Raw genomic sequence first — 21,680 nt, 5'->3', positions numbered from 1 at the left:
GCGAACATGTCATAACCATGTCCCATTGAGGGAGCGAATTTCGTCCAGCCGCGTTTTCCGTCCGTGGAAAAGCGCCCCCTGGAATCTCTGTCCGCCTCCGGTCGCATCCGGCGGCTGCTCACCGAAACCGTCGAAGGGTTCGTCGACGACGATGCCTTCAGCCGGGGGGCGGCCATAGCCTACTTTACGCTGTTTTCCCTGGCGCCCGTACTGCTGCTCGTCATTGCGGTTGCCGGGCTGGTCTTCGGACAGGAGGCTGCGCAGGGAGCTGTCGTCGAGCAGTTGAGCGGGCTGATGGGCCGAGAAACCGCGGAAGCGATGCAGGCCATGATCCGCAGCGCCAGCGATCGCATGACGGGCCTCATCGCGACCGTGATCGGCCTCTTCACCATTCTGCTCGCTGCCAGCGGCGTGTTCGGCGAAGTCCAGTCGGCCCTCAATGCGATCTGGAAGGCGAAGCCCAGACGCTCGACCATGTCTCGGCTGATGCGCGCCCGGCTCGCCAGCTTCGGCCTGGTGATCACGCTGGGCTTCGTCCTGATGGTGTCGCTGGCGCTAAGTGCGGCGCTGACAGCGCTGGGGACGTATCTCAAATATACCTTCCCAGCCGCCGTGATGGCAGTGCAGGCAGCCGATCTGGCGATTTCGGTCGTCCTCATCTCAAGCCTGTTCGCGATCATGTACAAGGTCCTGCCGGACACGGCGATCCGCTGGCGAGACGTCGCAGTCGGTGCCCTCGCCGTAACCGCGCTGTTCGAGGGCGGGAAGTATCTGATCGCCCTCTACATCGGCCAGTCGGACGTCGCCTCGAGCTTCGGGGCGGCCGGCGCGTTGATCGTCCTGCTGCTCTGGATCTTCTACTCCGCGCAGATATTTCTGCTGGGTGCCGAATTCACCCGGGCCTGGACGCATGTCTATGGCGGACGGTGCCCTGCGGCTGCATCGGAGGCCGCCGGAAGAGCAAGGACCGGTTAGCCCGAGATCGCGAATCCCACGAGCAGCGCCAGCGTCCCGCCCAGTCCCAGGATGACGGCAAGGAAAGGCAAGTGGCCCACGAAGCCCAGAGCCATGCAGGCCAGCACCAGAATGATGTGGAGCACGGCGAACAGGATCAGCTTGCTGAAGCCTTCGTAAGTCTGCTCATGGGCACGCAATTCTTCCGAGGGCGGGGTGCCTGGCGCGACGATATCCAGATTGCGAACGGTGGTGGCCATCACGAGTCTCCATCCGAGTTGGAACTCGACGGCCAACGCCGCCGGCTCCCGCGCGTTGCCCAAATGCGACCGTTGCCATTACGCGAGAGTGTCCGATGGCGGACTTGTCGAAGAGGAGGGGCGTCGGCATATCATGTCGGCATGAAAACGCTCCTGCCTGCGCTTCTGCTCCTCCTCGTCTCGTCGCTCTCGGCACCGTCGATGGCGCAATCCTTCGAAGAACAGATGCGTCAGGCGGCCGGCGCCTACGAGCGCAAGGACATGGCGACCGCCGTGCGCATCTGGAAGGTCTGGGCCGCGAAGGGGGATGCCGAGGCGCAGACGCTGCTCGGCGCCATGTACTGGAGCGGCGAGGGCGTCCAGCGCAACCTCAATGAAGCCGCCAAGCTCTATCTTGCCGCTGCCAAGCAGGGTTATGCACGGGCTCAGAACAATATCGGCTTCATGTTGGGCTTCGGCGAGGGCATCCCGCCGCGCGACGACGTCGAGGCCTACAAATGGATCAAGCTTTCGACCGACCGTTACACGGCCAAGAACCAGGATCGCCTCGATCAGGCCCAAAAGGACCTCGCCACCCTGTCTGCGCGCATGACCCCTGCGCAAATTACCGAAGCGGAAAGGCGAGTCCGGGCATGGAAACCGGTCCCGCAAGTGAGGTAAGGTCTCCGACCACGCGGCGGTCACGAGCGATGCCCCGGCGTCGGCCCTATAGAAGGACTGGATGATCCGACCCTCGGTCGCTGCGGCTTTTGCCGTCTCATTGCTATTCGGCGGGATGTCCCAGAGCATCGCGCGCGATCTGCCGCGAGTGATCGGCACGGAGCCCGTCCATGACCAGCCCGCTGCGGACGCCGGCCTTCGCGAACATCTGTCCTTCCTGAAGCTTGCGTCAGTAAACGACCTGCTCGCCCGCGTTCTTTCCATTGAGCTCGCGCTGGAACAGGTCCAGCCGATCATTCCCCTGGCGGACCCGGTGCCGCCGCCCGTCAGCACGGGCCCCGTTCCCGAACTGGTTCTGGCCTATGGCCGCACCGAGGCCGAACGGTTGCTGGGCGATGGCGGAGACGATGCCCGTGTGGCGGCCTATCTCCCGTTCCAGCGCCGCGTCGGCATCTCAGGGGTTATCGCCGGCGGATCGCTCGAAGCCTCCGCGGCGGCGGCGGGCGTGCCGGCGCCGGCCATGCTCGAGGCCCTGCAGGCGTTCGAGACGTCGGTCGACCTGAAGAAGGAGATGCGCGACGGCGACAGGTTCTATGTGCGCTACGAGCAGACCTTCACCCAGGCGGGCGCGCCCCTCGATGTCGGCCGGGTTCTTTGGATGGAACTGCGCACGCCGAAGGGCGTGATGGCGATCCATCGTTTCCGCACGCGCGACAATACCGAACGCTTCTGGATGGCAAGCGGGCAGGCGGCGACGCCGCCGTCGTTCCGTCTTCCGCTCGATACCATATCGATCTCATCGGGCTTCGGGTTGCGCGCCGATCCGTTCGACCAGCCGCCGCCGCCTTACGGGGGCAAGCCGCAGGGCGCCGGTGGCCCGAAGCTCGCGAAGCCCCTGCCGCCCGGGCTGCCCACCGGCGGCGCCACCGACATGCCGCGCGCCGGCGTCGGCGGTGCATCATCCTCCGGCCTCTCCTCGTATGGAGGTTCCTCCTATGGAGGGTCTTCCTATGGCGGTTTCCGCGCGCCGCCGGCCTATGCCTTGTCGGCGCGGCCCTCGTCACGCTCCCTGTTCATGCATGAGGGCGTCGATCTGGTGGCGCCCACGGGCACTCCCGTGGTGGCAGCGGCCGACGGTCTCGTTGTGGGTGCCGCGCCGAACGGGCGCTACGGCAACTGGGTTCGCCTCGAACATGGCGGCAAGCTGGCGTCGGTCTACGGCCATCTCTCCGCCTTCGCGAGCGGCCTGCAGCCGGGCATGACGGTGTCGCGCGGCGACGTGATCGGCTACGTCGGCAGCACCGGCCGTTCGACCGGCGCCCACCTCCACTTCGAGCTTCAGGTCGATGGCAAGCCGGTCAATCCGATCACCCATCCCGAGCTGAAGCGCGCTCAGCTGCGCGGCTCAGATCTCGACCGGTTCCGCAAGCAGGTGGCCGCCAGCCGCACCGAGCGAGAGCTCGAGCAGAGTCCGGCTGCTGCCCCGGTTGGCGACTGAATGGCGTAACGATCTGGTAAGGCGTTAACGCTAGGATCGTCATGCGGATCGCAGCGGGTGCGTCGTGCCCGTACGAGGTGAAGAGTTGAGCGCCGTCCAAACTGGTCTCCTTGCCCTCGGCCTGATCCTGATCAGCACCGCCACAGGTGTCTTCCTGCGCCGAAAGCTGCCGGAAAAGCACCTGACCGGCGACTCCATGGATGTTATCAAGATGGCGACTGCGCTGGTGGCCACCATGGCGGCGCTGGTGACGGCCTTGCTCTTCGCCTCCACGCGCGCCTCCTACGAGACCACCCACAGCCAGGTCGGCCAGCTGACGGCCAATCTCATAGAACTCGACCGGCTCCTCAAGGATTACGGCACCGAAGGAATGGCGCTGCGGAGCGCCCTCCGTCAGGACGTTGTTGCCATCGTGAATTCCATCTGGCGCGACGAAGGTGCCGCGTTTCCCACCCCGGCGCAGGCGTCGACAACGGAATCCCAGGTCATCGCCAAACTGCGCCAACTCGCGCCTCAAGACCCGCTCCGGAGTTCGTTGCAGGCGCGGGCATCGGCGGTGAGCGATACGGTGGCGCAAATCCAGCTCGCGCTTTACGCGCACCCGTCCGACTCGCTCTCCAATCCATTCGTCTTCGTGTTGGTCCTGTGGCTCTGCTTACATCTTCGGCACCTTCGCCATGTCGGCGGATGCCAATGCCACGATGCTCAGCATACTGTTCTTTTGCGCGCTGTCGGCCGCCAGCGCGATCTATCTCATCCTCGAGCTCGGCCAGCCATTCGACGGGTTGATGCAGGTGCCGAGCGACCCGCTGCGCCAGGCGCTGGCGCCGCTATAGAGCGGGAAACAAGAAGACCATCTACCACGTCATACGGAGCCATCCGTGAGGGCGTGGCTCTCATCCTGGCGCAAGGTTCCCTTCGCAGGAAGTCGGAGCATCGGATTGCGGCATGCGTGCCACCGGGCCTACGCTCTACCGCAATCCTTCGGTGTGGGTCTCAGTCCCAGGCGGCGTCGACGATCTGGCCGGCTTCGGAGAGGACGAGGGTGAGGCGGTTGGGCTCGTACTCGTAGCTCGGGATGCCGTCTGCGGGACGGATGATGCGGAGCGGATAGGGAAGGTCTTCTTCCTTCACGACATTGCCGGCGGCCTGGCCGGCCGGGGCGGCGGCGCCCTTGGCCTGGAAATACTTGCCCAGGCACTTGGCGCAGTCTTCCTTGGGCGGCGCGACCTCGGCGAAACCCGGCAGGGTCTTGAGGGACACGGCATTGTAGCCCGAGCGGACGCGGATGCCCTTGTAAGGATGGCCATGGGCGATCGGCAGGATCGCCTCGACCTGCATGAACGGGCCGAGCGGTGCCATGTCCGACGGCGCGCTGGCCTGGAAGATGAGGTCGAGCATGCCGTCGATGCCTTCGCCGCGGGTGATCGGCAGGAGATGTGGCTCGCCCCAGGCGTTTGAAGTGACGAGGCCGCGGGCGCGGACGATGTCCATGCCGCCGGTCTTTTCGGAGCGGATCAGCTCGACGCTGGTCACGAACATGACGGGGAAGGGGCGATTGCCTTCGGGCGACGGTGCGCCGCCGCCCGGCGGCGGCCCGGCATCCTTCGGCGTCGAAGGGGCTGCCTGCGGGGGCTGTTGCTGCGCGCTGGCGGCGAGACCGCCCAGCATCGCGCCGGCGGCGACCAGGGAGGCGAGGGTGAAAAGCTTCTTGCGGGTCATGGCATCCTCGAAGGCTGTGCGGCGCTTTCGCCGCTCGGGATAGGCGGGTGGACGACGATCAGATCGCTTGCTCCGAACGGCGGCCTACCAGTTGTGCCAGCCGTTCCCCCAGCCGCCATTGCCCCAGCCGCCATTGTGCCAGCCGTTGCCCCAGCCGCCGTTGCGCCAGCCCCAGCCGCGGTGCCAGCCGTTGCCCCACCACGCAAGCGTCTGCTCGCGATCGATGGCGACGAAGGGTTCGCCGTCCTTGCGGTACTGCTCGATCGCGCCGGAGACATCGGTCCGGATCGACTGCAGGCGGTCTGCGACCGACGCCTTGTTGGAATCCTCGGGAGCTGCAACGGCGGTGGCCGATGCATCGGCCGCTGCGAGGCTCACCGAAAGGCCGAGCGCGCCGGACGGCAGGAGCTGCGCCAGCGTGCGAAGTGTACGTCGATCCTGTGACATGTCGTTCTCCCTCAGTCGGGCCGCAGCCTGCGCAAACCCCTGCAAATTGGCAATCGAAACTTAGATGAACGCTTGTATCAAAGACTTTAAGTCCCCCTCAGTCCCAGGCGGCGTCGACGATCTGGCCGGCTTCGGAGAGGACGAGGGTGAGGCGGTTGGGCTCGTACTCGTAGCTCGGGATGCCGTCTGCGGGACGGATGATGCGGAGCGGATAGGGAAGGTCTTCTTCCTTCACGACATTGCCGGCGGCCTGGCCGGCCGGGGCGGCGGCGCCCTTGGCCTGGAAATACTTGCCCAGGCACTTGGCGCAGTCTTCCTTGGGCGGCGCGACCTCGGCGAAACCCGGCAGGGTCTTGAGGGACACGGCATTGTAGCCCGAGCGGACGCGGATGCCCTTGTAAGGATGGCCATGGGCGATCGGCAGGATCGCCTCGACCTGCATGAACGGGCCGAGCGGTGCCATGTCCGACGGCGCGCTGGCCTGGAAGATGAGGTCGAGCATGCCGTCGATGCCTTCGCCGCGGGTGATCGGCAGGAGATGTGGCTCGCCCCAGGCGTTTGAAGTGACGAGGCCGCGGGCGCGGACGATGTCCATGCCGCCGGTCTTTTCGGAGCGGATCAGCTCGACGCTGGTCACGAACATGACGGGGAAGGGGCGATTGCCTTCGGGCGACGGTGCGCCGCCGCCCGGCGGCGGCCCGGCATCCTTCGGCGTCGAAGGGGCTGCCTGCGGGGGCTGTTGCTGCGCGCTGGCGGCGAGACCGCCCAGCATCGCGCCGGCGGCGACCAGGGAGGCGAGGGTGAAAAGCTTCTTGCGGGTCATGGCATCCTTGGCAGCTAAGCGGCAGCGTCGCCGCTCGAAACAGGCGAAAGGGAAAGGGCGGTCTGCGGAGCGACCGCCGTCTCGCTCAGCCTGTCGTAGGCTTCGAGAATCACGTCGGTGGGGACCATCTGCGTCAGCGTGCAGTACGACGTCTCTGTCCCGGAGAAGCTGCCATTCTCGAACAGTTTGTTGACCGGGGCGCCGCCGCCGCACACGGAGAAGTAATCGCAGGACCTGCTGCAGGCCTGCACACCGGCGGTGATGTCGCGGTAGAGCGGCGACGCGAGGCAGGTGGCGTGGATTTCCTGCAGCGACTGGAAGTTGATGTTGCCCAGGAGAAAGTCGCGATAGTCGGGGTTTTTCAGGCCGAGAAGCTCGGGCGAGAAACTCGAGACGTTTCCGTGGCTGTCGACGTTCAGCATCGCCAGCGGTTCGACCTGGATATTGCGTGCCGGGACGCCTTCGGGGCGAAACATGCGCGGCAGGGCGAGGTCGATCTCTCGCACGAAGCGCACACGGCCGCTCTGGCGGGCGAGGTGCCAGAAACGGCGCAGAAACGCGGCATAGCGTCTGCGCAGTTCGGGCCCGTGGAAAAGGCTCGAGACGTGATCGCCTTCGGACTCCTCCACGTTGAAACAAATCTGGTCGATGTCTTCGGACAGGTAGAAGTCGAGCAGCCCTTCCGGCTGATCGAGGCTGGTGTGCGACAGGACCGAGATCACGTGGAAGTCCACGCCGTTGTCGCGCAGGCAGCGGATGCCGGCGATGGTCTTGTCGAACGTGCCCTTTCCGCTGCGGCTCTTGCGGTGAAGATCGTGCAGTTCGCGCGGCCCATCGAGGCTCACGCCGACCCCCACCTTCCAGTCCTTGAACAGATCGCACCAGGCGGCATCGATCAACGTGCCGTTGGTCTGGAACGAGTGCTTCACGTGGACCGATGCCGGCCGCATCCGCTCGATCGTCGCGAAGGCCTCGCGATAGAACGAGACCGGGACAGCAAGCGGCTCGCCCGCATGCCAGATCACGGTGATCTCGGGACAGGACCAGCCGGACGCGAAGATCTGCTCGAACAGCCGCGTCACGGTCGACTGGGCGATGACGTGCTTGTTCGAGCGGTCGGGCAGATAGCAGTAGGTGCAGGCGATGTTGCAGAAGGCCGTCGGCTGCACGACCACCATCCCGATTTCAGGGGAGGTAGTCATCATCACCAGTTGTGCCAGTTGCCCCAGCCGCCATTGCGCCAACCCCCGTTGCGCCAGCCGCCGTTGCCCCACCAGGCGAGCCTCTGCTCGGGATCGACGAGCACGAAGGGCCCGCCCTCCTTGCGATGCCGTTCGAGAGCGCTCGATACATCGGAACGAAGCGATTCGAGTCGTTCCGCAACCGAATCCTTCTTGCTCTCTGGTTCGGCAGCGCTGGAGGCTGCGGCATCGGCGGCTGCGAGGCCGACCGAAAGTCCAAGCACACCGGCCGGAAGGAGGCGAGCCAGAGTGAGCAACGAACCAAGGTTTTGCGTCATGTGATCTCCCCGAGCCGGCCTACGTTAGGCAGACCTTCGATCCGTTCGCAAACCAAAAAACGAAGACGAAACGAACTTCAGCACGTGTGCTCTCTTGAATTCGATAGCGGACATCCCATATGCAGTTCGTTCAAGCGATCAGATTGGTCGCGGACACCGCCGGGGTGAGCCATGGATGTAATGGTGACCGTTCGGCGGACAGTGGCCCCGCGCCTGAGATGGCGGCGGGGCTTTCTCTTTTTCAGTTCGACTCATTTTCAGTTCGGCTCAATGGGCCAGTGTGGTCGTGCCTCCTGGAACGTTGGAGAAAGAGTCGAACGACCTTGATTCGAGCCACACGTGGCGAAATGTCGTCGCCGATCCAAGTTGCCGCTGCGGCTCGCCGATATGAAATCCCAACCCCCGCAAGAGGTCGAGCGTCCGATCCTCCTGCGCGTCGATATGCTGCTCCAGGCGAGGGAACTGATCGAGCATCTCGCCAAAGACGAGACGGCACAGCATTGAAAACTCACGCGATTCGCCCTCGAATACAGCGAGGGTCATCATCCATAGATAGCCGATCTCGGGATTGTCGAGCCGTGGGGTTACGCCCCACAGGGCACTGGTCGCGCCGTCGCTCAGGCGTCGCGCCGCCCAGATCTGGGCACTGAAAGCGCATGCCTCGATAAGCCGGCGACCGGGTTCCTTTTCAGGCCAATCCGCCGCGCCCGGCTCATCCTCGAGAAGAGACGCAACGTACGCGACGTCAGCGGAAGTCGCCGGCAGAACTTGATGGCGCATGGACCTTCTCCCTGGTCGGTCCCTAGTCAACGAAGTGGCTACAGAAGGTTGCCGATCCCGTTCCAGGTCCGTTTCGGGCACCGAATCAATCGAGGGAGGTGTGATAGCGTCGGGCGCGTGAAACCGGATTCTCTCGATCGTCGACCTTTCCTCGCCTTCCTGGGAGCGATGCTCATGGCGCCATCGAACTCGTCTGCCCAACCCGCAGCCTGGCAGATGCAATCCCCGGACTCGGCGGGCTTGGCACCGGACCTCTCATCCAAGCTCGACGCTCTCGTAGCCGACGAGCGTATCTGGAACGTCCACGGCGTTCTGGTCGTGCGGGGCGGCAACCTGGTGCTGGAGCGGTACTTTGATGGAACCGACTGGTCGCGCGGCCGGTCGCTCGGCGCTGTCGCTTTCGGTCCGGACACGCTGCACGACCTGCGCTCCGTCTCGAAGAGTATCGTCGGTCTTCTGTATGGCATCGCTCTGGAGCGCGGCAGGGTGCCGCCACCGGAGGCGCCCTTGCTCGCGGCGTTTCCCGCCTATCGCGACCTCGCCGCGGATCCGGCCCGCGCGAGATGGACGGTCCACAACGCCCTCACCATGACCATGGGCACCGACTGGGATGAACTCTCCGTTCCCTACACTGACCCGACCAACAGCGAGATCGAGATGGACCGTGCGTCCGACCGATATCGCTACGTGCTCGGCCGGCCCGTCGTCGTCGAGCCCGGTACGCGATGGATCTATAGTGGCGGCGCCACGGCGCTCCTGGGACGGATGATCTCACAGGGGACCGGCAAGAGCCTGCACGACTTCGCCAGTGAGGCGCTGTTCGATCCATTGGGCATGGGAGCCAGCGAATGGCTGACCGACGCACGGGGCGACGAGTTCGCGGCGTCCGGTCTGCGCCTGCGGCCGCGCGATCTCGCGCGGATCGGGCAACTGGTCCTGCGGGGTGGAGAGTTGGGCGGAAGGCGGATCGTCCCCAAGGAATGGATCGCGCGCGCCACGACACTCTACGTGAGCTGCGACGAGGTTCGCCGCTATGGCTACCAGTGGTACATGGGCGACATGACGTTTGCGGTCCCGTCCGGGCCGCGCTGGAATCGCAACCGGCTCGAACGCTATCAGGGCGCCTATGGCAATGGCGGCCAGCGTCTATGGGTGTTCCCCGGCCTGGACATGATCGTGGCGGTGACGGCCGGGAACTACGATACACCGGACCAACGGGTAGCGCCGCTGCGCGTGCTGCGGGAGGCCGTGCTGGCGAGTGTGCGGTAGGGCCGGCGTCTAACGACGTGTGAACAAAAGGTCCTGCTGGCGCGTCGGCATTGCTTCGACCTGCTGCAGCGTGGCCGGCCGGCGCCAGCGCAGATACCATTCGAGCTCGTAGTCGTTCTCGATCGCCCAGGCCGTGAAGCCCGCGGCGCGCATGCGCGCGAACACATCCTGCCACGATTCTGGATCGTCATCGGGAGTTGCCTCGACCACGATGTCCATCGTTGCCGGATAGGCCGATAGCTGTTCCAGCAGATGGCGCAGGATCGGCGGCTCGGCCCCTTCCACATCCATCTTGATCAGGCGAACCCGTGACATTTCGTCGGGTGTCAGAATCTGCTCCAGCGGCAGGGCTTGGACGGAGGCCATCAGGGTGCCACCGCGGGAGGCCAGAGTGGTGGCCGCTCCAATGTTTCCCGGATTGACCTCGTAGAGGTCGAGCATGCCGGGCCTGTCCGAGACGGCCGCATTAACAGGGCGGACGTTCGACGACGAGGCATTGACCGCGAGATTGCGGTGCAGGAGCGCAAAGGTGCGCGGCGAAGCTTCGATCGAGACGACGCTTCCCGAGGAACCGACGCGCGACGAAGCGAGGAGCGTGTCGTAGCCGATGTTGGCGCCGATATCGACGAACACGTCGCCCGGCGCCAGGTTGTCAGCGATGACCTGCGAGACGTCCGGTTCCCAGACGCCGAAGTGCAGGATCATACGCTGGATGAGATCGAGCGGGTTGCAGTACAGCCGCGCGCCAAACTGGGTGGTGGCGAGATGCTCCGCACCTTGGAGGCGGAGCACCTTGTCGTAGGCGCGGAACGCGAGCCGCGCAGCGGGAAGCGGCATGCGTCTGATCGTTCCGATGATGGTCTTGTGGAGAGGCTGAAGCATGCCCCTTCTCTATAGCGCGTATGCGGCGATCGTTCCTCCCGTTGTCACCGGGTCCCGGCGGCCGGTGCCTGCCGGCTCGTGTCCGAACCGACGCCGGGCTGGCCCGCGCTCGGGGCGCCCGGTGAGGAGGGCGTGGGCGTGACGGGCGAAGTGCTGCTCGGCGGCGGGGAAGCAGGCGGCGGCGGAACGGTTGGCGAGGTGCCGGCCGGAGCCGGCGCTGTCGAACTGCCGCCGCTGCTCGACCCCGCGCCACCCGATTGCGCGTTAACGCTCCCTGCGATGGCGCCGCAGGCGACTATGGCGATAAGTGTCTTCCTGACCATGGATCCTCCAGGGGGTGTTTCCACTAAACCCCAGGAGGACGCTCGCGTTGCATCGATGGTCAGAGCGTCGCGGCCAGGGCCGCAAGCTGATCGGTGCAGATCCCCCAACCCACGTGAAAGCCCATTTTCTCGTGGGCATCTCGGTCCTCGACCGTCCAGTGGCGGACGCGAGCCGTGTAAAGTGTCTTGTCGCCCTGCTTCTCGAAGGTGAGGACTACCGTCATGAACGGCTTGGCCGAGGGCTGCCACGCTTCGGTGAAGGCATCCGTGAAGACCAGCCGCTCGTTCGGTACGACGTCGAGATAGACACCGCGGTTGGGCATGTCAGTCCCGTCGGGACCGCGCATGACGATCAGATTGGAACCGCCCGGCCGCACATTCACGTCCACGACGGGCGTCTCGTAGGGCCTGGGGGCGAACCACTGCTTTAGAAGCGCCGGTTCGGTCCAGCAGCGGTAGAGCTTTTCACGCGGCGCGTCGATCAAGCGGGTGAGGACGAGTTCGCGGTCGTTTGCGGGCAGGGCAGTCATCTCAGGCTCCTTGTCAGATCATTCTGACCCAAGGACGCCCGAAGACGCTGCTTCCCGACACGGGCCGGCGTTTTATTCTAAGGCGCGCCGTACGAGCCCGGCGTCACGCCGCCATACTCGTGGCTGACCCGGCCGTTCCATCCGTAGCCGACATAGCCGCCGGCGGCGTCATAGAGATAATCGAAACCCTCCAGGAACATCCGGCCAGTATTCACGAAGACCGTCGCGTCATGCACCACCTCGACACGCTCGGGATGGAGCGGATTGCCGCGTCGTTCGACCCTGAACTCGTAGGAGGCAGGCTGCGGGCGCTGGCGATCCGGCATGAAGAGCTCGACCCTCGTGCCCTCCGGCGCGCGCCGGCCACGCTCGAGGCGCGTGCCTGCCGGCGGAGAGAGGAACATGTAGTTGATGCCGGTATCCATCAGCATCGTGCCCCGGCCGGCGACACCGTCGACCAACACGGTCATGGGAGCCCCGTTCCAGTCGGGCACGCCCGGCGCATGCGCCTTCGGCGTCAGCTTCACGAAGGCCATATGGCGGGTGAGGGCGGGCGTCATGCCGAGATGCACGCCGGTCCGGGTGATCACGTAGCCGGGTCGCACCGCGCTCGCCGGCCGGCCGGAGGCCAGCGAGACGATGCTGACGAAGGGGTTCTTGGGCGATGCGTTGTCGGCGGTCGCTTGCGCTTTGCCGCGATCGAAGCCAATGCCCATGAACCCGACATTGCGCGGGTTTGATTCGGGCCGGCAGTCGCGGGCATGTTCGAGGCAGGTGATCTGGCTCACCCTAAGCACCTGGACGCGCGCCGTTGCGACCGGTGTGTGCTCGTCGCGGCGGATGACCACATCCGTCATCCAGTGCTCCCCACTCAGGACGCGACCGCTGCTGTTGTAGACCAGTCGCCCGGGCCCCTTCGAGACGTCGCCCGGTCCGGGGATGAAGTGCTCGGCCGAGACGACGATGCCGGTGGAGCCCGTATCCATGCCGAACCATCGCGGCCTGGCGCCGTTCAGGCTGAGCCAGATTTCCGGCACATGGTGCACGGAGATAGGCCCGTTGGCGAAGGGGATCTCGATCGCCTCCAGCCCCTCGTAGGTACGCCACGGTTCCTGTGCCTGCGCCCCGGTCAACGGCGACAGGGTGAGCGAGAGGAGCGCGACAAAAATCTTCAGCGGGCGCGACATCGGACGTCTTTCTTCAAGTGGATGGTCATTCGGGTAGGTCGAAGTCCCGCCCGCCGGACTGGATACCCGCTTTCGTGAACCAATCGGGACCGAGCAGGCTGATCGGCGTCCCGGTGCACTTCAGATTGGCGACCTGCGTGCCGTCGCGCTCGACGGCGACGCCGGCCTTCTCCCGAATCTCTCCGCGCGAGCCCCACTTGCCGATGCCAGTATAGACGACGAAGGCGACCGTTGTCGTCGAGACGCGCAGCCAGGCACCGCCACCGCCGGAGAAGGACAGGGAGTCGCCGTTCGCTGCCTGGGGCGGCGGGACCTGGGCGGACGGGAGCGTGAGGTCTATCGGAGTCTTGGCGTCGGGATTGCCGGTGCGATACTGCAGGTAGCCCCTGTTCGGCGCGGCGTCCTTCGACGCACAGACTGACACGAGCTTGCTCGGGTTGGTGTAGCAGGAGAAGACGACCGTCTCCGCAGGCGTACAGAACGAGGCCGGCCTCTTCGCCTGCGCAACAGGGTCTGGTGACGCGGGCGCGGGGCGTGGAGGCTGCGGAGGTGTGGTGCCGATCGTCGTCGGTTTCACAGCTACGACCACGACGACTGTGTCGCTCTTCTTGCAGTCCGGGTCGCCCTGGCACGAGGGCGATTGAACGCGCGTGGCTCTGTAGGTGAGGGCGAGGCGTTTGCCCTGCAGTGACTTCTCCTGGGTACACAGTTCGAAATCCGCAAGCTCGCGAAAAGCGCGGCCGCGATCGTCCTCGAACGTGATGAGACAACCTCGGTCCCCGTTCTGAAAAGAGACCGGCGTGCCAAACGCGTGCTTCGTCATGTTACCGACACTGACCGTATCCTGCGCGGCCGCGGGAAGCACGGCCAGGAAGGTGATCGCGAAGACCTTCGAACGAAGGAAGGCGGCCATGGGATAACTCCGGGGCTGATCGGATGGCGAAATCTTTAGACGAGAGACGCCCAAAAGTCGCGCAGACAATACAAAAGACCCGCTCCAGCAGTGCCGGGCGGGCCTTTACGAGTTCACCGGTACATCCGCGGCTAAACTCGTGTGATTGGGAGAACGCTTGCTGTTGCAAATGGTTGCTCGCGCTTTCGCGTCATAAGATCGACGCAACTATTGCAGTGCACCCATCGTTGATCCCGCATGAGTGACAGCAGAACTCTAGAGGATATCAGCCCGTACCTGGTGTTGGGCCAGGCCGACGACGGCGGTCAGCCGATCGTAGAGACGGCGCGCGCGCTCCACGACCTGATCGTCACGTTTTCCCCGCAGGGCCACTATTCCGTTCGCACCGTTGACGACGAGTGTGGCCCGGCCATTCATTGCGCCTTCGAGCGAAAGGCCGACGCGGACAGGCTGGCCGCTGCCGTCGGTGCGATAGAAGTCGCACGCTACGAACATTATCGCAGCGAGCGCGCCTTCTACCTCGATGAAAAGACAAACCGCACGATCCGCCGGACGCTGGAGCGCCGGCGGTCGATGGCTGCTAACTAGAGAATCCCGAACATACGTGCGACGCGCTGCACGGCCTGCCAGGCGGGATCCAGCGTAGCGAAGGTGCGGGCCATCTCATTGGCGTCGTTGAGCAGCGCCTTCAGCTTGACGTCGTTCGGCTCGTCCTTTTCAGCCTCCAGCCGCGCCTCCTCGAAGAGGGCGCGAAGTTCGCGCATCTCCTCGGCGTAGTCGGCATCGATCGCCTTCACCGAATCGGCGAGGGCGGCGGCGAGGGGCGGGTCTTTCGGATTGTCGGTCATACTCTCTACGCTGCTTTCTTGGCTCGGTGGGCATCGATGGCGGCCCACAGGGACGAGGCGGTCACGGGCATGTCTATGTGCTTCAGCCCAGTGTGCGGGTGGATCGCGTCGACGATGGCGTTGATGACGGAAGGCGGGGCGCCGATGGCGCCGGCTTCGCCCGCGCCCTTAACGCCCAGCGGATTGGTCGTGCACAGGCTATTGTGCATGTCGAAGTGGACATGCGGCACCACGTCGGCGCGCGGCAGGGCGTAGTCCATGAACGAACCGCTCATGAGCTGGCCCGAGTCGGGATCGTAGATCGTCTTCTCGGTCAGCGCCTGGCCGACACCCTGGCCGACACCGCCATGGACCTGGCCCTGCAGCAGCAGCGGATTAAGCGCCGTGCCGAAATCATCCATGATCGTGTAGTTCACGATCTCCAGCGTGCCTGTCTCCGGATCGACCTCGAGTTCGCAGACATGGCAGCCGTTGGGGAAGGTCGCGGCCTGCGGCGTGCGCGTGAAGGTATCGTCCAGGCCGGGCTTGTTTCCTTCCGGTACGTGCTTGGGATCGCGGGCGGCGCGGGCCACGTCGAACAGGCTCATCGTGCGGTCGGTGCCGACGATGCGGAAGGTCGCGTCGGCATATTCGATGTCGCCGACCGCCGCTTCCATCGCCGAGGCAGCGACGAGCTTGCCCTTCTCGATGATGTTGTCGCTGACGCCGAGAACGGCAGCACCTGCCACCGGGATCGAGCGGCTGCCGCCGGTCATGCCCTCGGGCGTGAAGTCCGAATCGCCCTGCACGATGCGGATACGATCGGCATCGACACCGAGACGGGCCGACATGATCTGGGTGAAGGCGGTCTCGTGGCCCTGGCCGTTGGTCTGGACGCCGACGAAAACGGTGATCGTGTCATCCTCGTTGAACTTGGCGATGGCACTTTCCGGCGCGCCGCCCGAGCACTTCTCGACATAGGTTGCCATGCCGATGCCACGCCACTTGCCCTTGGCCAGCGACGCCGCGCGGCGGGCCGCGAAGCCTTTCCAGTCGGCCTTCTCCAGACCCTTCAGCATGACATTGTCGAAGTCGCCGGAATCGAACGTATCGCCCAAAGCCGTATTCCAGGGAATCTGGTTGGCCTTCACGAGGTTGCGCTTGCGGATCTCCGCCGGGCCGAGGCCGGTCTCACGGCCGATATGGTCGACGAAGCGTTCCAAAAGGTAGGCCGCCTCGGGCCGTCCGGCGCCGCGATAGGCGTCGGTTGGCACGGTATTGGTCATCACGCCCTTCACGTTCACGTAGATCGCGGGCGTCTGGTAGAGGCCGGCCAGCATGCCGCTGCCGGCCATCGTCGGAATGAACGCCCCAAAATGGCTGAGATAGGCGCCGAGCGCGGCGTGCGTCGTGACGCGCAGGCCGAGGAACTTGCAATCCTTGTCGAGCGCCATCTCGGCCAGCGAGACATGGTCGCGGCCCTGCACGTCGGAGAGAAAGGCCTCCTGCCGGTCGGGGATCCACTTCACCGTGCGCTTGAGCTCGCGGCTGGCCCACACGACCAGCGGATATTCCGGATGCACGAAGATCTTCATGCCGAAGCCGCCGCCCACGTCGCCGGTGCGCACACGCAGCTTGGCCTGGCCGATCTTCAGGATCATGTCGGCGACCACGGGGCGGATGACGCTGACGCCCTGCGAGGAGACCCACAGGGTCGAGCGATCGTCCGAGGGGTCGTATTCGCAGATGGCGCCGCGCGGCTCCATCGAGTTCACGACCAGGCGATTGTTGACGATCTCGAGCTTCACGACCCTGTCGGCCTCGGCAAACGCCGTGTCGGTGCGGGCGCGGTCGCCCATCTCCCAGTCGAAGACGAGGTTGCCCTTGATGTGGTCGTGGACGAGAGGCGCGCCGGGCTGGGCCGATTCGAAGGTGCCGACCGTATGCGGGCGGGCCTCGTAGTCGACCTCGATCAGTTCGGCGGCATCCTTGGCCTGCTCCAGGGTCTCGGCCACCACCAGCGCCACCGGGTCGCCGACGTGGCGGACGCGGCCCTGGGCCAACATCGGGCGGGGTGTCTCGCCGCGCGGCGTGCCATCGCGGTTGGTCACGGGCACGAGACACGGCAGATCGCCGTAGCCCGCCGCCTTCACGTCCTCGCCGGTGAGAACCAGAAGAACGCCGGGCGCCTTTTTCGCGGCCGCAGTGTCGATGCTCTTGATGTCGGCATGGGCGTGTGGTGAGCGCAGCACATACGCCCGTGCGGCCGGGGCCGAGAGTTTGGTGTCGTCGGTATAGCGACCGCCGCCGGTGAGGAGCCGCGGGTCTTCGACCCTTCGTACCGACTGACCAATGCCGAACTTCGCCATGAAATTCCTCCGTGTTGCCCGGAGGTTAACCCGCCGGAAGGGGGCTCGCTACAGCATCGTCCAGACGAAGCCGGCGGCGACGACGAGAAGGCCGGCTGCCAGTCCCACCCAGGTTCCTGCCGTGGGCACGCGTATTTCGTTCTGGTGGGCCGGAGGGAGCGCGGCCTCCTCCGTAGCCTTTAAAGCCCGTGCCATGAACACCTCGCTCGCGCCGCACATCGTCTGGCGCTCGCACGGGAACGCCCGTCTTTCCAAGACGTTGCTTTGCGGGGCAGGAGTGACATGCATATCAAGGACGATCCGGGCGAGAGGCCCGCCGAACCCGTCGGTCCGGCGGCGGACGCCGTCGTCGACTATGTCGCCCTGGCACCGGGGCGGGTTGTCGGCCGCTATGAGGTTCTCGAAGTGCTGGGGCAGGGCGGCTTCGGCATCACCTACCGTGTCCGCGACACCCAGCTCGACCGCGAAGTCGCCCTGAAGGAGTATCTGCCGCCGGCGCTCGCCATTCGCCAGGACGGCGCCTCGGTCCTGCCGCGCTCCACCGAAGTGGCGGAAGACTTCTCGTGGGGACGCGAGCGCTTCGTGGCCGAAGGCCGCACCCTCGCCAGCCTTCACGACGCCCCGGCCATCGTGAAGGTGTTCGACTTCGTCGAGACCAACGGCACTTCCTACATGGTGATGGAGCTGGTGCGCGGTGGCACGCTGGAGGAACGGGTCAAGACGACGGGGCCGCTGTCGCCGCAGGATGTCGACACGTTCCTGCCGCCGCTGCTCGAGGGGCTGCAGAAGGTCCACGAAACCGGCTTCCTGCATCGTGACATCAAGCCCGGCAATATCCTGCTGAGCGAGGCCGGCATTCCAACCTTGATCGATTTCGGCGCGGCGCGACTGGCGATTGCCGGCCGGTCTTCGACCATGACGGCGATCTTCACGCCCAGTTATGCGGCGCCCGAGCAGTTCACCACGGGCAAGCAGGGGCCGTGGACGGACATTTACGGCCTGTCGGCGACACTGCACCACGCCATCACCGGCAAGGCACCGCCCAGTGCCTTCGATCGCCTGCTCGAGGACACCTACCAGCCGCTCAGAGGGCTCCAGCTTGATGGCTTCTCGCCGACGCTGCTGGCGGGAATCGATGCGGGACTGGCCGTGCGCTACGACGAGCGGCCGCAGACGATTGCCGCCTGGCGCGCCCTGCTGGGCGGGCCGGTGGTCGATGCCAACGCGACGCAGATCATGCCGAGGCCGGTCGCGCCGCCCACGCCTCCGACCCCACCAACACCGCCAACGCCTCCGACACCGCCCTCCGCGCCTGCGGCGCACGCCATCGGCCCCCGGCGTCGCTCTCGTTGGAAGCCCGCCGCGATTGGCGCCGTCCTGTTGCTGGGCCTGGGAGGCGGCTACTACGCGCTGACGTCGCGGCCCCAGCCGCACGCGGAAGTGGCGACGACCGAGGCGGTCGCCGTGGTGCCGCCGCCGACGGCATCGCCCGAGGCTGACCCGGCTGTCGTGGCGCGCGAAGGGGAGGAAGCGCTCCAACTCCTTCCCGCCGACCGCCAGCGGATCCAGGGGGTACTGACTTCGCTGGGCTACGATACGCGCGGCTCGGACGGCACGTTCGGTCAACGCTCGCGCGAGATGATAGCGGCCTGGCAGAAGGCCAAGGGGCATGCGGCGACTGGCTTTCTCACCGCGGCGCAGGTGCCGGCGCTGCTGCGCGATGCGCCGCCGGTGCCGGGGGGGCGGCCGTCGGCGTCGCAGGGTGCGGCGGCGCCGCCCTCGAGAACCGGCACGGGCATCTACGACGGTGTCTACGGGGGCGGCCTGTCCAGCAGTGGCTTCGCCGGGGCGTCGGGAGTGGTGACGGCGGAGTTGAGTATTGCCGGTGGCCAGCTGATCGGCCGGGTTACCCAGCCGGGTTGTGGCACCTCCGCCCTTTCGCTCACCGTGTCGTCGAGCGGCGACATTTCCGGCAGCGGCCGGATCTATGAGAACCGGGACTGTTCGATGGGCGGTTTCACCGCGACCGGCAAGGCGACCGGCGACCAGTTGACCATCGAACTGCGCACGCCGGGTGGGTCGGTGCGGGGAAGTCTCGGCCGGCGCGGCGGCTAAGTCCGCAGAGGCGGCGCGGGCGAAGCGCTACCAGCGCCGCCTCTCTTCGGATTGCTACTTCTTCGGCGTGATCGCCACGACCAGCACCTGCGTGTCGATCGCCGTCAGCTTGTCGCCCGTTTTGACGCGCGGCAGCTGGGCGCGGCCTTCGGTGGACACGACGTTGTAGGTCCGGACCTCGCCGCCGTTGGGATTCACGAGCGAGATCGTGTTGGCGGTCGTGTTGACTCCCGTGACCCACCAGTTGGCCACGCTCTGGTCGGCCATGACCCCGGCGGCGCGGGTGCCCGTCGTGGCGGCGGCGGTGACGCCGACGTCGCGGCCGCTGGGAGTCGCCGTGTTCGGGCCGGAGAGGACGAAGCTCAGCTTCTCTTCGAACGCCACCGAGACCTGGTCGCCGACCTTGCTGGTGTCCATCTTGATGCCGGGGCCGACGCTGGAGGTCAGCGAGCGGCCGGCCGGACCGGTGAAGGTCACGGTGCGCTTGGCCGGATCGATGGCGCTGATGGTCGCGTCGATCGAATAGGTGATGACCGTTGAGATTCCGACGATCGGTTGACCCTGCGCATAAGCTGCGCCGGTGGTCGCGCCCGTGGCGGCAATCGATCCGGCGAGCAGTGCGGCAATCAGGAACCGTTTGGTGAACATGACTCTCTCCCTCCGTTGTTGAATAACGCTAGCATGAGGTTTGACGGATTTTCCATGGCCGGGCTGTTACATTGATATTGAATATGTTCAATCTCCGAGAGACCTCGTGATCACGGCCTATCTCGCGGTCGATGGTCTCGAAAGCCAGTTGCGCGAAGAGCTGGCGCGCGGTGGTGTCGAGATCCAGGCCGAGCACGGCCGACTTTTTCTGACCGAGTCGCCGCCGCTGCGCGCAGCGTGGGCGGCAAACATCTGGCACGACTGCATCGAGCTGCCGGTCGCCTCGATCGGCACGGCAGCGAAGTCGCTGCGGGACATCCAGCGCAACTGGGCAATGTATGCGCCGCTGCATCATCGCCGCGCCGCCCTCATCCAGGAGAAGTTACCGCATGTTTCGGCCAAGCCGGTGATCTTTCCCGCCGCCGCGCCGACCGCGCCGCTGGGCTCGTGGACACTGCTTGCGCCCGATCGCCTGCTCGCGGCGGCGTGCTGCAGCTCACCCTTCGCCAACGGCGAGGTCGAGCTGGTCGAGGACAAGGTCGGGCCGCCCAGCCGCGCCTACATGAAACTGTGGGAGGCTCTGGTGCGCCTGCGCCGCTGGCCGCAGCCGGGCGAACGCTGTCTCGATCTCGGCGCCTGTCCGGGCGGCTGGACCTGGGTGCTGGCGCGGCTGGGCGCGAGCGTCGTCGCCGTGGACAAGGCGCCGCTCGATCCCAAGGTCGCGGCGATGCCCGGCGTGGAATGGCGCGGCGAGAGTGCATTCGGCCTCGACCCCGCCAGCGTCGGCCCCGTCGACTGGCTGTTCTCCGATGTGATCTGCTACCCGGCACGGCTGTTGCGGCTGGTGGAGCGCTGGCGGGCGACCGGGCTGGTCCGGAACTTTGTCTGCACGATCAAGTTCCAGGGCGAGACCGATCACGAAACCGCCCAGGCCTTCGCTTCCCTGCCGGGCGCGACGGTGCTGCACCTCCACAACAACAAGCACGAACTCACGTTCCTGCTGCCCTTCGGGCCGACGGGTCAGCTATCGGGATAGTCCCCGGCTGCGCAGGTCGCGCACGGTGTGGTCGACGAAGGCGCGGATCTTCGGCGTGAGAAGGCGGTTGCTCGTATAGACGGCATAGACGCCGCCCGACGGCGTTTCGTGGCTGCCGAGGACACGGACGAGAAAACCGGCAGCCAGTGCATCGGCGATCAGCCACTCCGGAATCGCGGCGAGACCGAGGCCAGACATCGCCGCGACGCGCAACGCCTCGGAGCTGTTGACGAGAAGACGGGGTTGGACCGCGATGGGCTCCCTTCCGATGCACCAGGTGTCGCGCCAGGCGAGCGGAGCGAAGCCGATCAGCCGGTGGCCGAGTATGTCGCGCGGCTTTCGGGGGGTGCCGTGTTGGGCGAGATAGCCGGGGGTTGCGACGATGACGACGCGCGACGTGGCGATGCGGCGGACGACAAGGGTGGGCTCGGGCTTCTCTGCGATGCGGATCGCAAGGTCGATGCCTTCGTCGACCAGCCGCAGTGCGGCGCTTCCTGCGATCAGTTCGACCTCGATGGTCGGATAAGCGGCGAGGAAGGCGGGCAGGCCGGGCACGATGTAACGCTCGGCGAAACCATCGGGGGCGGCGATGCGAAGCCGTCCGGCAGGTTCCGTCTGGGCGGCCTGGGCCTCGCTGCGCGCCAGCGCGAGGTCGTCGAGCAGCCGCCGGCAGTGGCGATAGAAGGCCGTGCCGGCCTCCGTCGGGCGCACCCGGCGCGTGGTGCGGTCGAGCAGGCGCACGCCCATGCGCTCCTCGAGCGCGCGCACCGTCTCGCTGACCGAAGACTTGGCACTCTGCAGCGTCTGGGCGGCGGCGGTGAAACTTCCGGTCTCCACCACGCGGGCGAAGGCCTCGATGCCGGCGAAGGCTTCCATGCCCAATTGTTCGCCTTGCCGAACAATCTGTCCAGAATCACC

General features: G+C 66.0%; 24 protein-coding genes. 8 read left to right on the top strand and 16 right to left on the bottom strand.

What is annotated here, in order from left to right:
• The first annotated feature begins 63 nt into the window (after nt 1–63).
• The gene (locus tag ACQY78_RS06635; protein ID WP_428683912.1) at nt 64–975 is read left to right on the top strand and encodes a YihY/virulence factor BrkB family protein; all 912 of its coding nucleotides are present in this window, start codon (nt 64–66) and stop codon (nt 973–975) included.
• Here ACQY78_RS06635 and ACQY78_RS06630 read toward each other — a convergent pair.
• On the bottom strand, nt 972–1,214 hold the full coding sequence (locus tag ACQY78_RS06630) for an aa3-type cytochrome c oxidase subunit IV (protein ID WP_428683910.1): 243 nt from the start codon (nt 1,212–1,214) through the stop codon (nt 972–974). The two genes, ACQY78_RS06635 and ACQY78_RS06630, sit on opposite strands and share 4 nt — an antisense overlap.
• Before the next feature lie 141 nt (nt 1,215–1,355).
• Here ACQY78_RS06630 and ACQY78_RS06625 point away from each other — a divergent pair, with 141 nt between their 5' ends.
• The 3 genes from ACQY78_RS06625 (at nt 1,356) to ACQY78_RS06615 (ending at nt 4,208) form a co-directional block, all read left to right on the top strand.
• Nucleotides 1,356–1,874 (top strand): tetratricopeptide repeat protein, encoded by a 519-nt coding sequence (locus ACQY78_RS06625; protein ID WP_428683908.1) that lies wholly within the window; start codon nt 1,356–1,358, stop codon nt 1,872–1,874.
• A gap of 61 nt (nt 1,875–1,935) precedes the next feature.
• On the top strand, nt 1,936–3,372 hold the full coding sequence (locus tag ACQY78_RS06620) for a M23 family metallopeptidase (RefSeq protein WP_428683906.1): 1,437 nt from the start codon (nt 1,936–1,938) through the stop codon (nt 3,370–3,372).
• A 677-nt stretch (nt 3,373–4,049) separates the two neighbouring features.
• A complete protein-coding gene (locus tag ACQY78_RS06615; RefSeq protein WP_428683904.1) occupies nt 4,050–4,208 on the top strand; it encodes a hypothetical protein in 159 nt (52 codons plus the stop codon).
• Nucleotides 4,209–4,368: 160 nt separating this feature from the next.
• On the opposite strand, the gene ACQY78_RS06610 is transcribed toward ACQY78_RS06615, so the two are convergent.
• From ACQY78_RS06610 to ACQY78_RS06585, 6 genes are all read right to left on the bottom strand, one after another.
• Complete coding sequence (locus ACQY78_RS06610) at nt 4,369–5,094, bottom strand: hypothetical protein (protein WP_428683900.1); 726 nt, start codon at nt 5,092–5,094, stop codon at nt 4,369–4,371.
• A gap of 84 nt (nt 5,095–5,178) precedes the next feature.
• The gene (grrA, locus tag ACQY78_RS06605; protein ID WP_428683902.1) at nt 5,179–5,541 is read right to left on the bottom strand and encodes a GrrA/OscA1 family cyclophane-containing rSAM-modified RiPP; all 363 of its coding nucleotides are present in this window, start codon (nt 5,539–5,541) and stop codon (nt 5,179–5,181) included.
• Between the two features lie 97 nt (nt 5,542–5,638).
• The gene (locus tag ACQY78_RS06600; RefSeq protein ID WP_428683900.1) at nt 5,639–6,364 is read right to left on the bottom strand and encodes a hypothetical protein; all 726 of its coding nucleotides are present in this window, start codon (nt 6,362–6,364) and stop codon (nt 5,639–5,641) included.
• A gap of 14 nt (nt 6,365–6,378) precedes the next feature.
• Nucleotides 6,379–7,569 carry a cyclophane-forming radical SAM/SPASM peptide maturase GrrM/OscB gene (gene grrM, locus ACQY78_RS06595; RefSeq protein ID WP_428683898.1) on the bottom strand — a complete coding sequence of 397 codons (1,191 nt, stop codon included), beginning with the start codon at nt 7,567–7,569 and terminating at the stop codon, nt 6,379–6,381.
• Entirely contained in the window at nt 7,569–7,883 is a 315-nt protein-coding gene (locus tag ACQY78_RS06590) for a hypothetical protein (RefSeq protein ID WP_428683896.1), read from the bottom strand. Before ACQY78_RS06590 ends, grrM begins: the two co-directional genes overlap by 1 nt.
• Before the next feature lie 267 nt (nt 7,884–8,150).
• Entirely contained in the window at nt 8,151–8,663 is a 513-nt protein-coding gene (locus ACQY78_RS06585; RefSeq protein ID WP_428683894.1) for a hypothetical protein, read from the bottom strand.
• 216 nt (nt 8,664–8,879) lie between these two features.
• Between ACQY78_RS06585 and ACQY78_RS06580 the strand changes: the two genes are divergently transcribed.
• On the top strand, nt 8,880–9,932 hold the full coding sequence (locus ACQY78_RS06580) for a serine hydrolase domain-containing protein (protein WP_428683892.1): 1,053 nt from the start codon (nt 8,880–8,882) through the stop codon (nt 9,930–9,932).
• A 9-nt stretch (nt 9,933–9,941) separates the two neighbouring features.
• Here ACQY78_RS06580 and ACQY78_RS06575 read toward each other — a convergent pair whose 3' ends face one another.
• The 4 genes from ACQY78_RS06575 to ACQY78_RS06560 form a co-directional block, all read right to left on the bottom strand.
• Nucleotides 9,942–10,814 (bottom strand): FkbM family methyltransferase, encoded by an 873-nt coding sequence (locus ACQY78_RS06575; protein ID WP_428683890.1) that lies wholly within the window; start codon nt 10,812–10,814, stop codon nt 9,942–9,944.
• Between the two features lie 382 nt (nt 10,815–11,196).
• Nucleotides 11,197–11,667 carry an SRPBCC family protein gene (locus tag ACQY78_RS06570; protein WP_428683888.1) on the bottom strand — a complete coding sequence of 157 codons (471 nt, stop codon included), beginning with the start codon at nt 11,665–11,667 and terminating at the stop codon, nt 11,197–11,199.
• Nucleotides 11,668–11,744: 77 nt separating this feature from the next.
• Entirely contained in the window at nt 11,745–12,854 is a 1,110-nt protein-coding gene (locus tag ACQY78_RS06565; protein ID WP_428683886.1) for a hypothetical protein, read from the bottom strand.
• 25 nt (nt 12,855–12,879) lie between these two features.
• Entirely contained in the window at nt 12,880–13,767 is an 888-nt protein-coding gene (locus ACQY78_RS06560) for a hypothetical protein (RefSeq protein ID WP_428683884.1), read from the bottom strand.
• A 237-nt stretch (nt 13,768–14,004) separates the two neighbouring features.
• Here ACQY78_RS06560 and ACQY78_RS06555 point away from each other — a divergent pair, with 237 nt between their 5' ends.
• Entirely contained in the window at nt 14,005–14,355 is a 351-nt protein-coding gene (locus tag ACQY78_RS06555; RefSeq protein WP_428683882.1) for a hypothetical protein, read from the top strand.
• Here ACQY78_RS06555 and ACQY78_RS06550 read toward each other — a convergent pair.
• From ACQY78_RS06550 to ACQY78_RS06540, 3 genes are read right to left on the bottom strand one after another with little or no spacing between them, the layout of a single operon-like run.
• Entirely contained in the window at nt 14,352–14,615 is a 264-nt protein-coding gene (locus ACQY78_RS06550; protein ID WP_428683880.1) for a hypothetical protein, read from the bottom strand. The genes ACQY78_RS06555 and ACQY78_RS06550 overlap by 4 nt on opposite strands.
• 5 nt (nt 14,616–14,620) lie before the next feature.
• Nucleotides 14,621–16,963: a xanthine dehydrogenase family protein molybdopterin-binding subunit gene (locus tag ACQY78_RS06545; protein WP_428683878.1), complete on the bottom strand. Its 2,343-nt coding sequence runs from the start codon at nt 16,961–16,963 to the stop codon at nt 14,621–14,623.
• A 48-nt stretch (nt 16,964–17,011) separates the two neighbouring features.
• A complete protein-coding gene (locus ACQY78_RS06540) occupies nt 17,012–17,158 on the bottom strand; it encodes a hypothetical protein (protein ID WP_428683876.1) in 147 nt (48 codons plus the stop codon).
• Between the two features lie 87 nt (nt 17,159–17,245).
• Between ACQY78_RS06540 and ACQY78_RS06535 the strand changes: the two genes are divergently transcribed.
• Nucleotides 17,246–19,078: a serine/threonine protein kinase gene (locus ACQY78_RS06535; RefSeq protein ID WP_428683874.1), complete on the top strand. Its 1,833-nt coding sequence runs from the start codon at nt 17,246–17,248 to the stop codon at nt 19,076–19,078.
• 54 nt (nt 19,079–19,132) lie between these two features.
• Here ACQY78_RS06535 and ACQY78_RS06530 read toward each other — a convergent pair whose 3' ends face one another.
• Nucleotides 19,133–19,726 carry a hypothetical protein gene (locus tag ACQY78_RS06530; RefSeq protein WP_428683872.1) on the bottom strand — a complete coding sequence of 198 codons (594 nt, stop codon included), beginning with the start codon at nt 19,724–19,726 and terminating at the stop codon, nt 19,133–19,135.
• A gap of 106 nt (nt 19,727–19,832) precedes the next feature.
• Between ACQY78_RS06530 and ACQY78_RS06525 the strand changes: the two genes are divergently transcribed.
• On the top strand, nt 19,833–20,762 hold the full coding sequence (locus ACQY78_RS06525; protein WP_428683870.1) for an SAM-dependent methyltransferase: 930 nt from the start codon (nt 19,833–19,835) through the stop codon (nt 20,760–20,762).
• Here ACQY78_RS06525 and ACQY78_RS06520 read toward each other — a convergent pair.
• Nucleotides 20,751–21,638 carry a LysR family transcriptional regulator gene (locus ACQY78_RS06520; RefSeq protein WP_428683868.1) on the bottom strand — a complete coding sequence of 296 codons (888 nt, stop codon included), beginning with the start codon at nt 21,636–21,638 and terminating at the stop codon, nt 20,751–20,753. The two genes, ACQY78_RS06525 and ACQY78_RS06520, sit on opposite strands and share 12 nt — an antisense overlap.
• Between the last annotated feature and the right edge of the window lie 42 nt (nt 21,639–21,680).

The organism is Reyranella sp. (assembly GCF_965279625.1).
In the GTDB taxonomy this organism is placed as follows: domain Bacteria; phylum Pseudomonadota; class Alphaproteobacteria; order Reyranellales; family Reyranellaceae; genus Reyranella.
This window is presented reverse-complemented; position numbering and strand designations above follow the sequence as displayed.

Excerpts from the sequence above, each read along its gene's own strand:
- ACQY78_RS06630 (WP_428683910.1), bottom strand. The coding sequence starts at position 1,214 with ATGGCCACCACCGTTCGCAATCTGGATATCGTCGCGCCAGGCACCCCG.
- ACQY78_RS06625 (WP_428683908.1), top strand. The coding sequence starts at position 1,356 with ATGAAAACGCTCCTGCCTGCGCTTCTGCTCCTCCTCGTCTCGTCGCTC.
- ACQY78_RS06620 (WP_428683906.1), top strand. The coding sequence starts at position 1,936 with ATGATCCGACCCTCGGTCGCTGCGGCTTTTGCCGTCTCATTGCTATTC.
- ACQY78_RS06615 (WP_428683904.1), top strand. The coding sequence starts at position 4,050 with ATGTCGGCGGATGCCAATGCCACGATGCTCAGCATACTGTTCTTTTGC.
- ACQY78_RS06610 (WP_428683900.1), bottom strand. The coding sequence starts at position 5,094 with ATGACCCGCAAGAAGCTTTTCACCCTCGCCTCCCTGGTCGCCGCCGGC.
- grrA (WP_428683902.1), bottom strand. The coding sequence starts at position 5,541 with ATGTCACAGGATCGACGTACACTTCGCACGCTGGCGCAGCTCCTGCCG.
- ACQY78_RS06600 (WP_428683900.1), bottom strand. The coding sequence starts at position 6,364 with ATGACCCGCAAGAAGCTTTTCACCCTCGCCTCCCTGGTCGCCGCCGGC.
- grrM (WP_428683898.1), bottom strand. The coding sequence starts at position 7,569 with ATGATGACTACCTCCCCTGAAATCGGGATGGTGGTCGTGCAGCCGACG.
- ACQY78_RS06590 (WP_428683896.1), bottom strand. The coding sequence starts at position 7,883 with ATGACGCAAAACCTTGGTTCGTTGCTCACTCTGGCTCGCCTCCTTCCG.
- ACQY78_RS06585 (WP_428683894.1), bottom strand. The coding sequence starts at position 8,663 with ATGCGCCATCAAGTTCTGCCGGCGACTTCCGCTGACGTCGCGTACGTT.
- ACQY78_RS06580 (WP_428683892.1), top strand. The coding sequence starts at position 8,880 with ATGCAATCCCCGGACTCGGCGGGCTTGGCACCGGACCTCTCATCCAAG.
- ACQY78_RS06575 (WP_428683890.1), bottom strand. The coding sequence starts at position 10,814 with ATGCTTCAGCCTCTCCACAAGACCATCATCGGAACGATCAGACGCATG.
- ACQY78_RS06570 (WP_428683888.1), bottom strand. The coding sequence starts at position 11,667 with ATGACTGCCCTGCCCGCAAACGACCGCGAACTCGTCCTCACCCGCTTG.
- ACQY78_RS06565 (WP_428683886.1), bottom strand. The coding sequence starts at position 12,854 with ATGTCGCGCCCGCTGAAGATTTTTGTCGCGCTCCTCTCGCTCACCCTG.
- ACQY78_RS06560 (WP_428683884.1), bottom strand. The coding sequence starts at position 13,767 with ATGGCCGCCTTCCTTCGTTCGAAGGTCTTCGCGATCACCTTCCTGGCC.
- ACQY78_RS06555 (WP_428683882.1), top strand. The coding sequence starts at position 14,005 with ATGAGTGACAGCAGAACTCTAGAGGATATCAGCCCGTACCTGGTGTTG.
- ACQY78_RS06550 (WP_428683880.1), bottom strand. The coding sequence starts at position 14,615 with ATGACCGACAATCCGAAAGACCCGCCCCTCGCCGCCGCCCTCGCCGAT.
- ACQY78_RS06545 (WP_428683878.1), bottom strand. The coding sequence starts at position 16,963 with ATGGCGAAGTTCGGCATTGGTCAGTCGGTACGAAGGGTCGAAGACCCG.
- ACQY78_RS06540 (WP_428683876.1), bottom strand. The coding sequence starts at position 17,158 with ATGGCACGGGCTTTAAAGGCTACGGAGGAGGCCGCGCTCCCTCCGGCC.
- ACQY78_RS06535 (WP_428683874.1), top strand. The coding sequence starts at position 17,246 with ATGCATATCAAGGACGATCCGGGCGAGAGGCCCGCCGAACCCGTCGGT.
- ACQY78_RS06530 (WP_428683872.1), bottom strand. The coding sequence starts at position 19,726 with ATGTTCACCAAACGGTTCCTGATTGCCGCACTGCTCGCCGGATCGATT.
- ACQY78_RS06520 (WP_428683868.1), bottom strand. The coding sequence starts at position 21,638 with ATGGAAGCCTTCGCCGGCATCGAGGCCTTCGCCCGCGTGGTGGAGACC.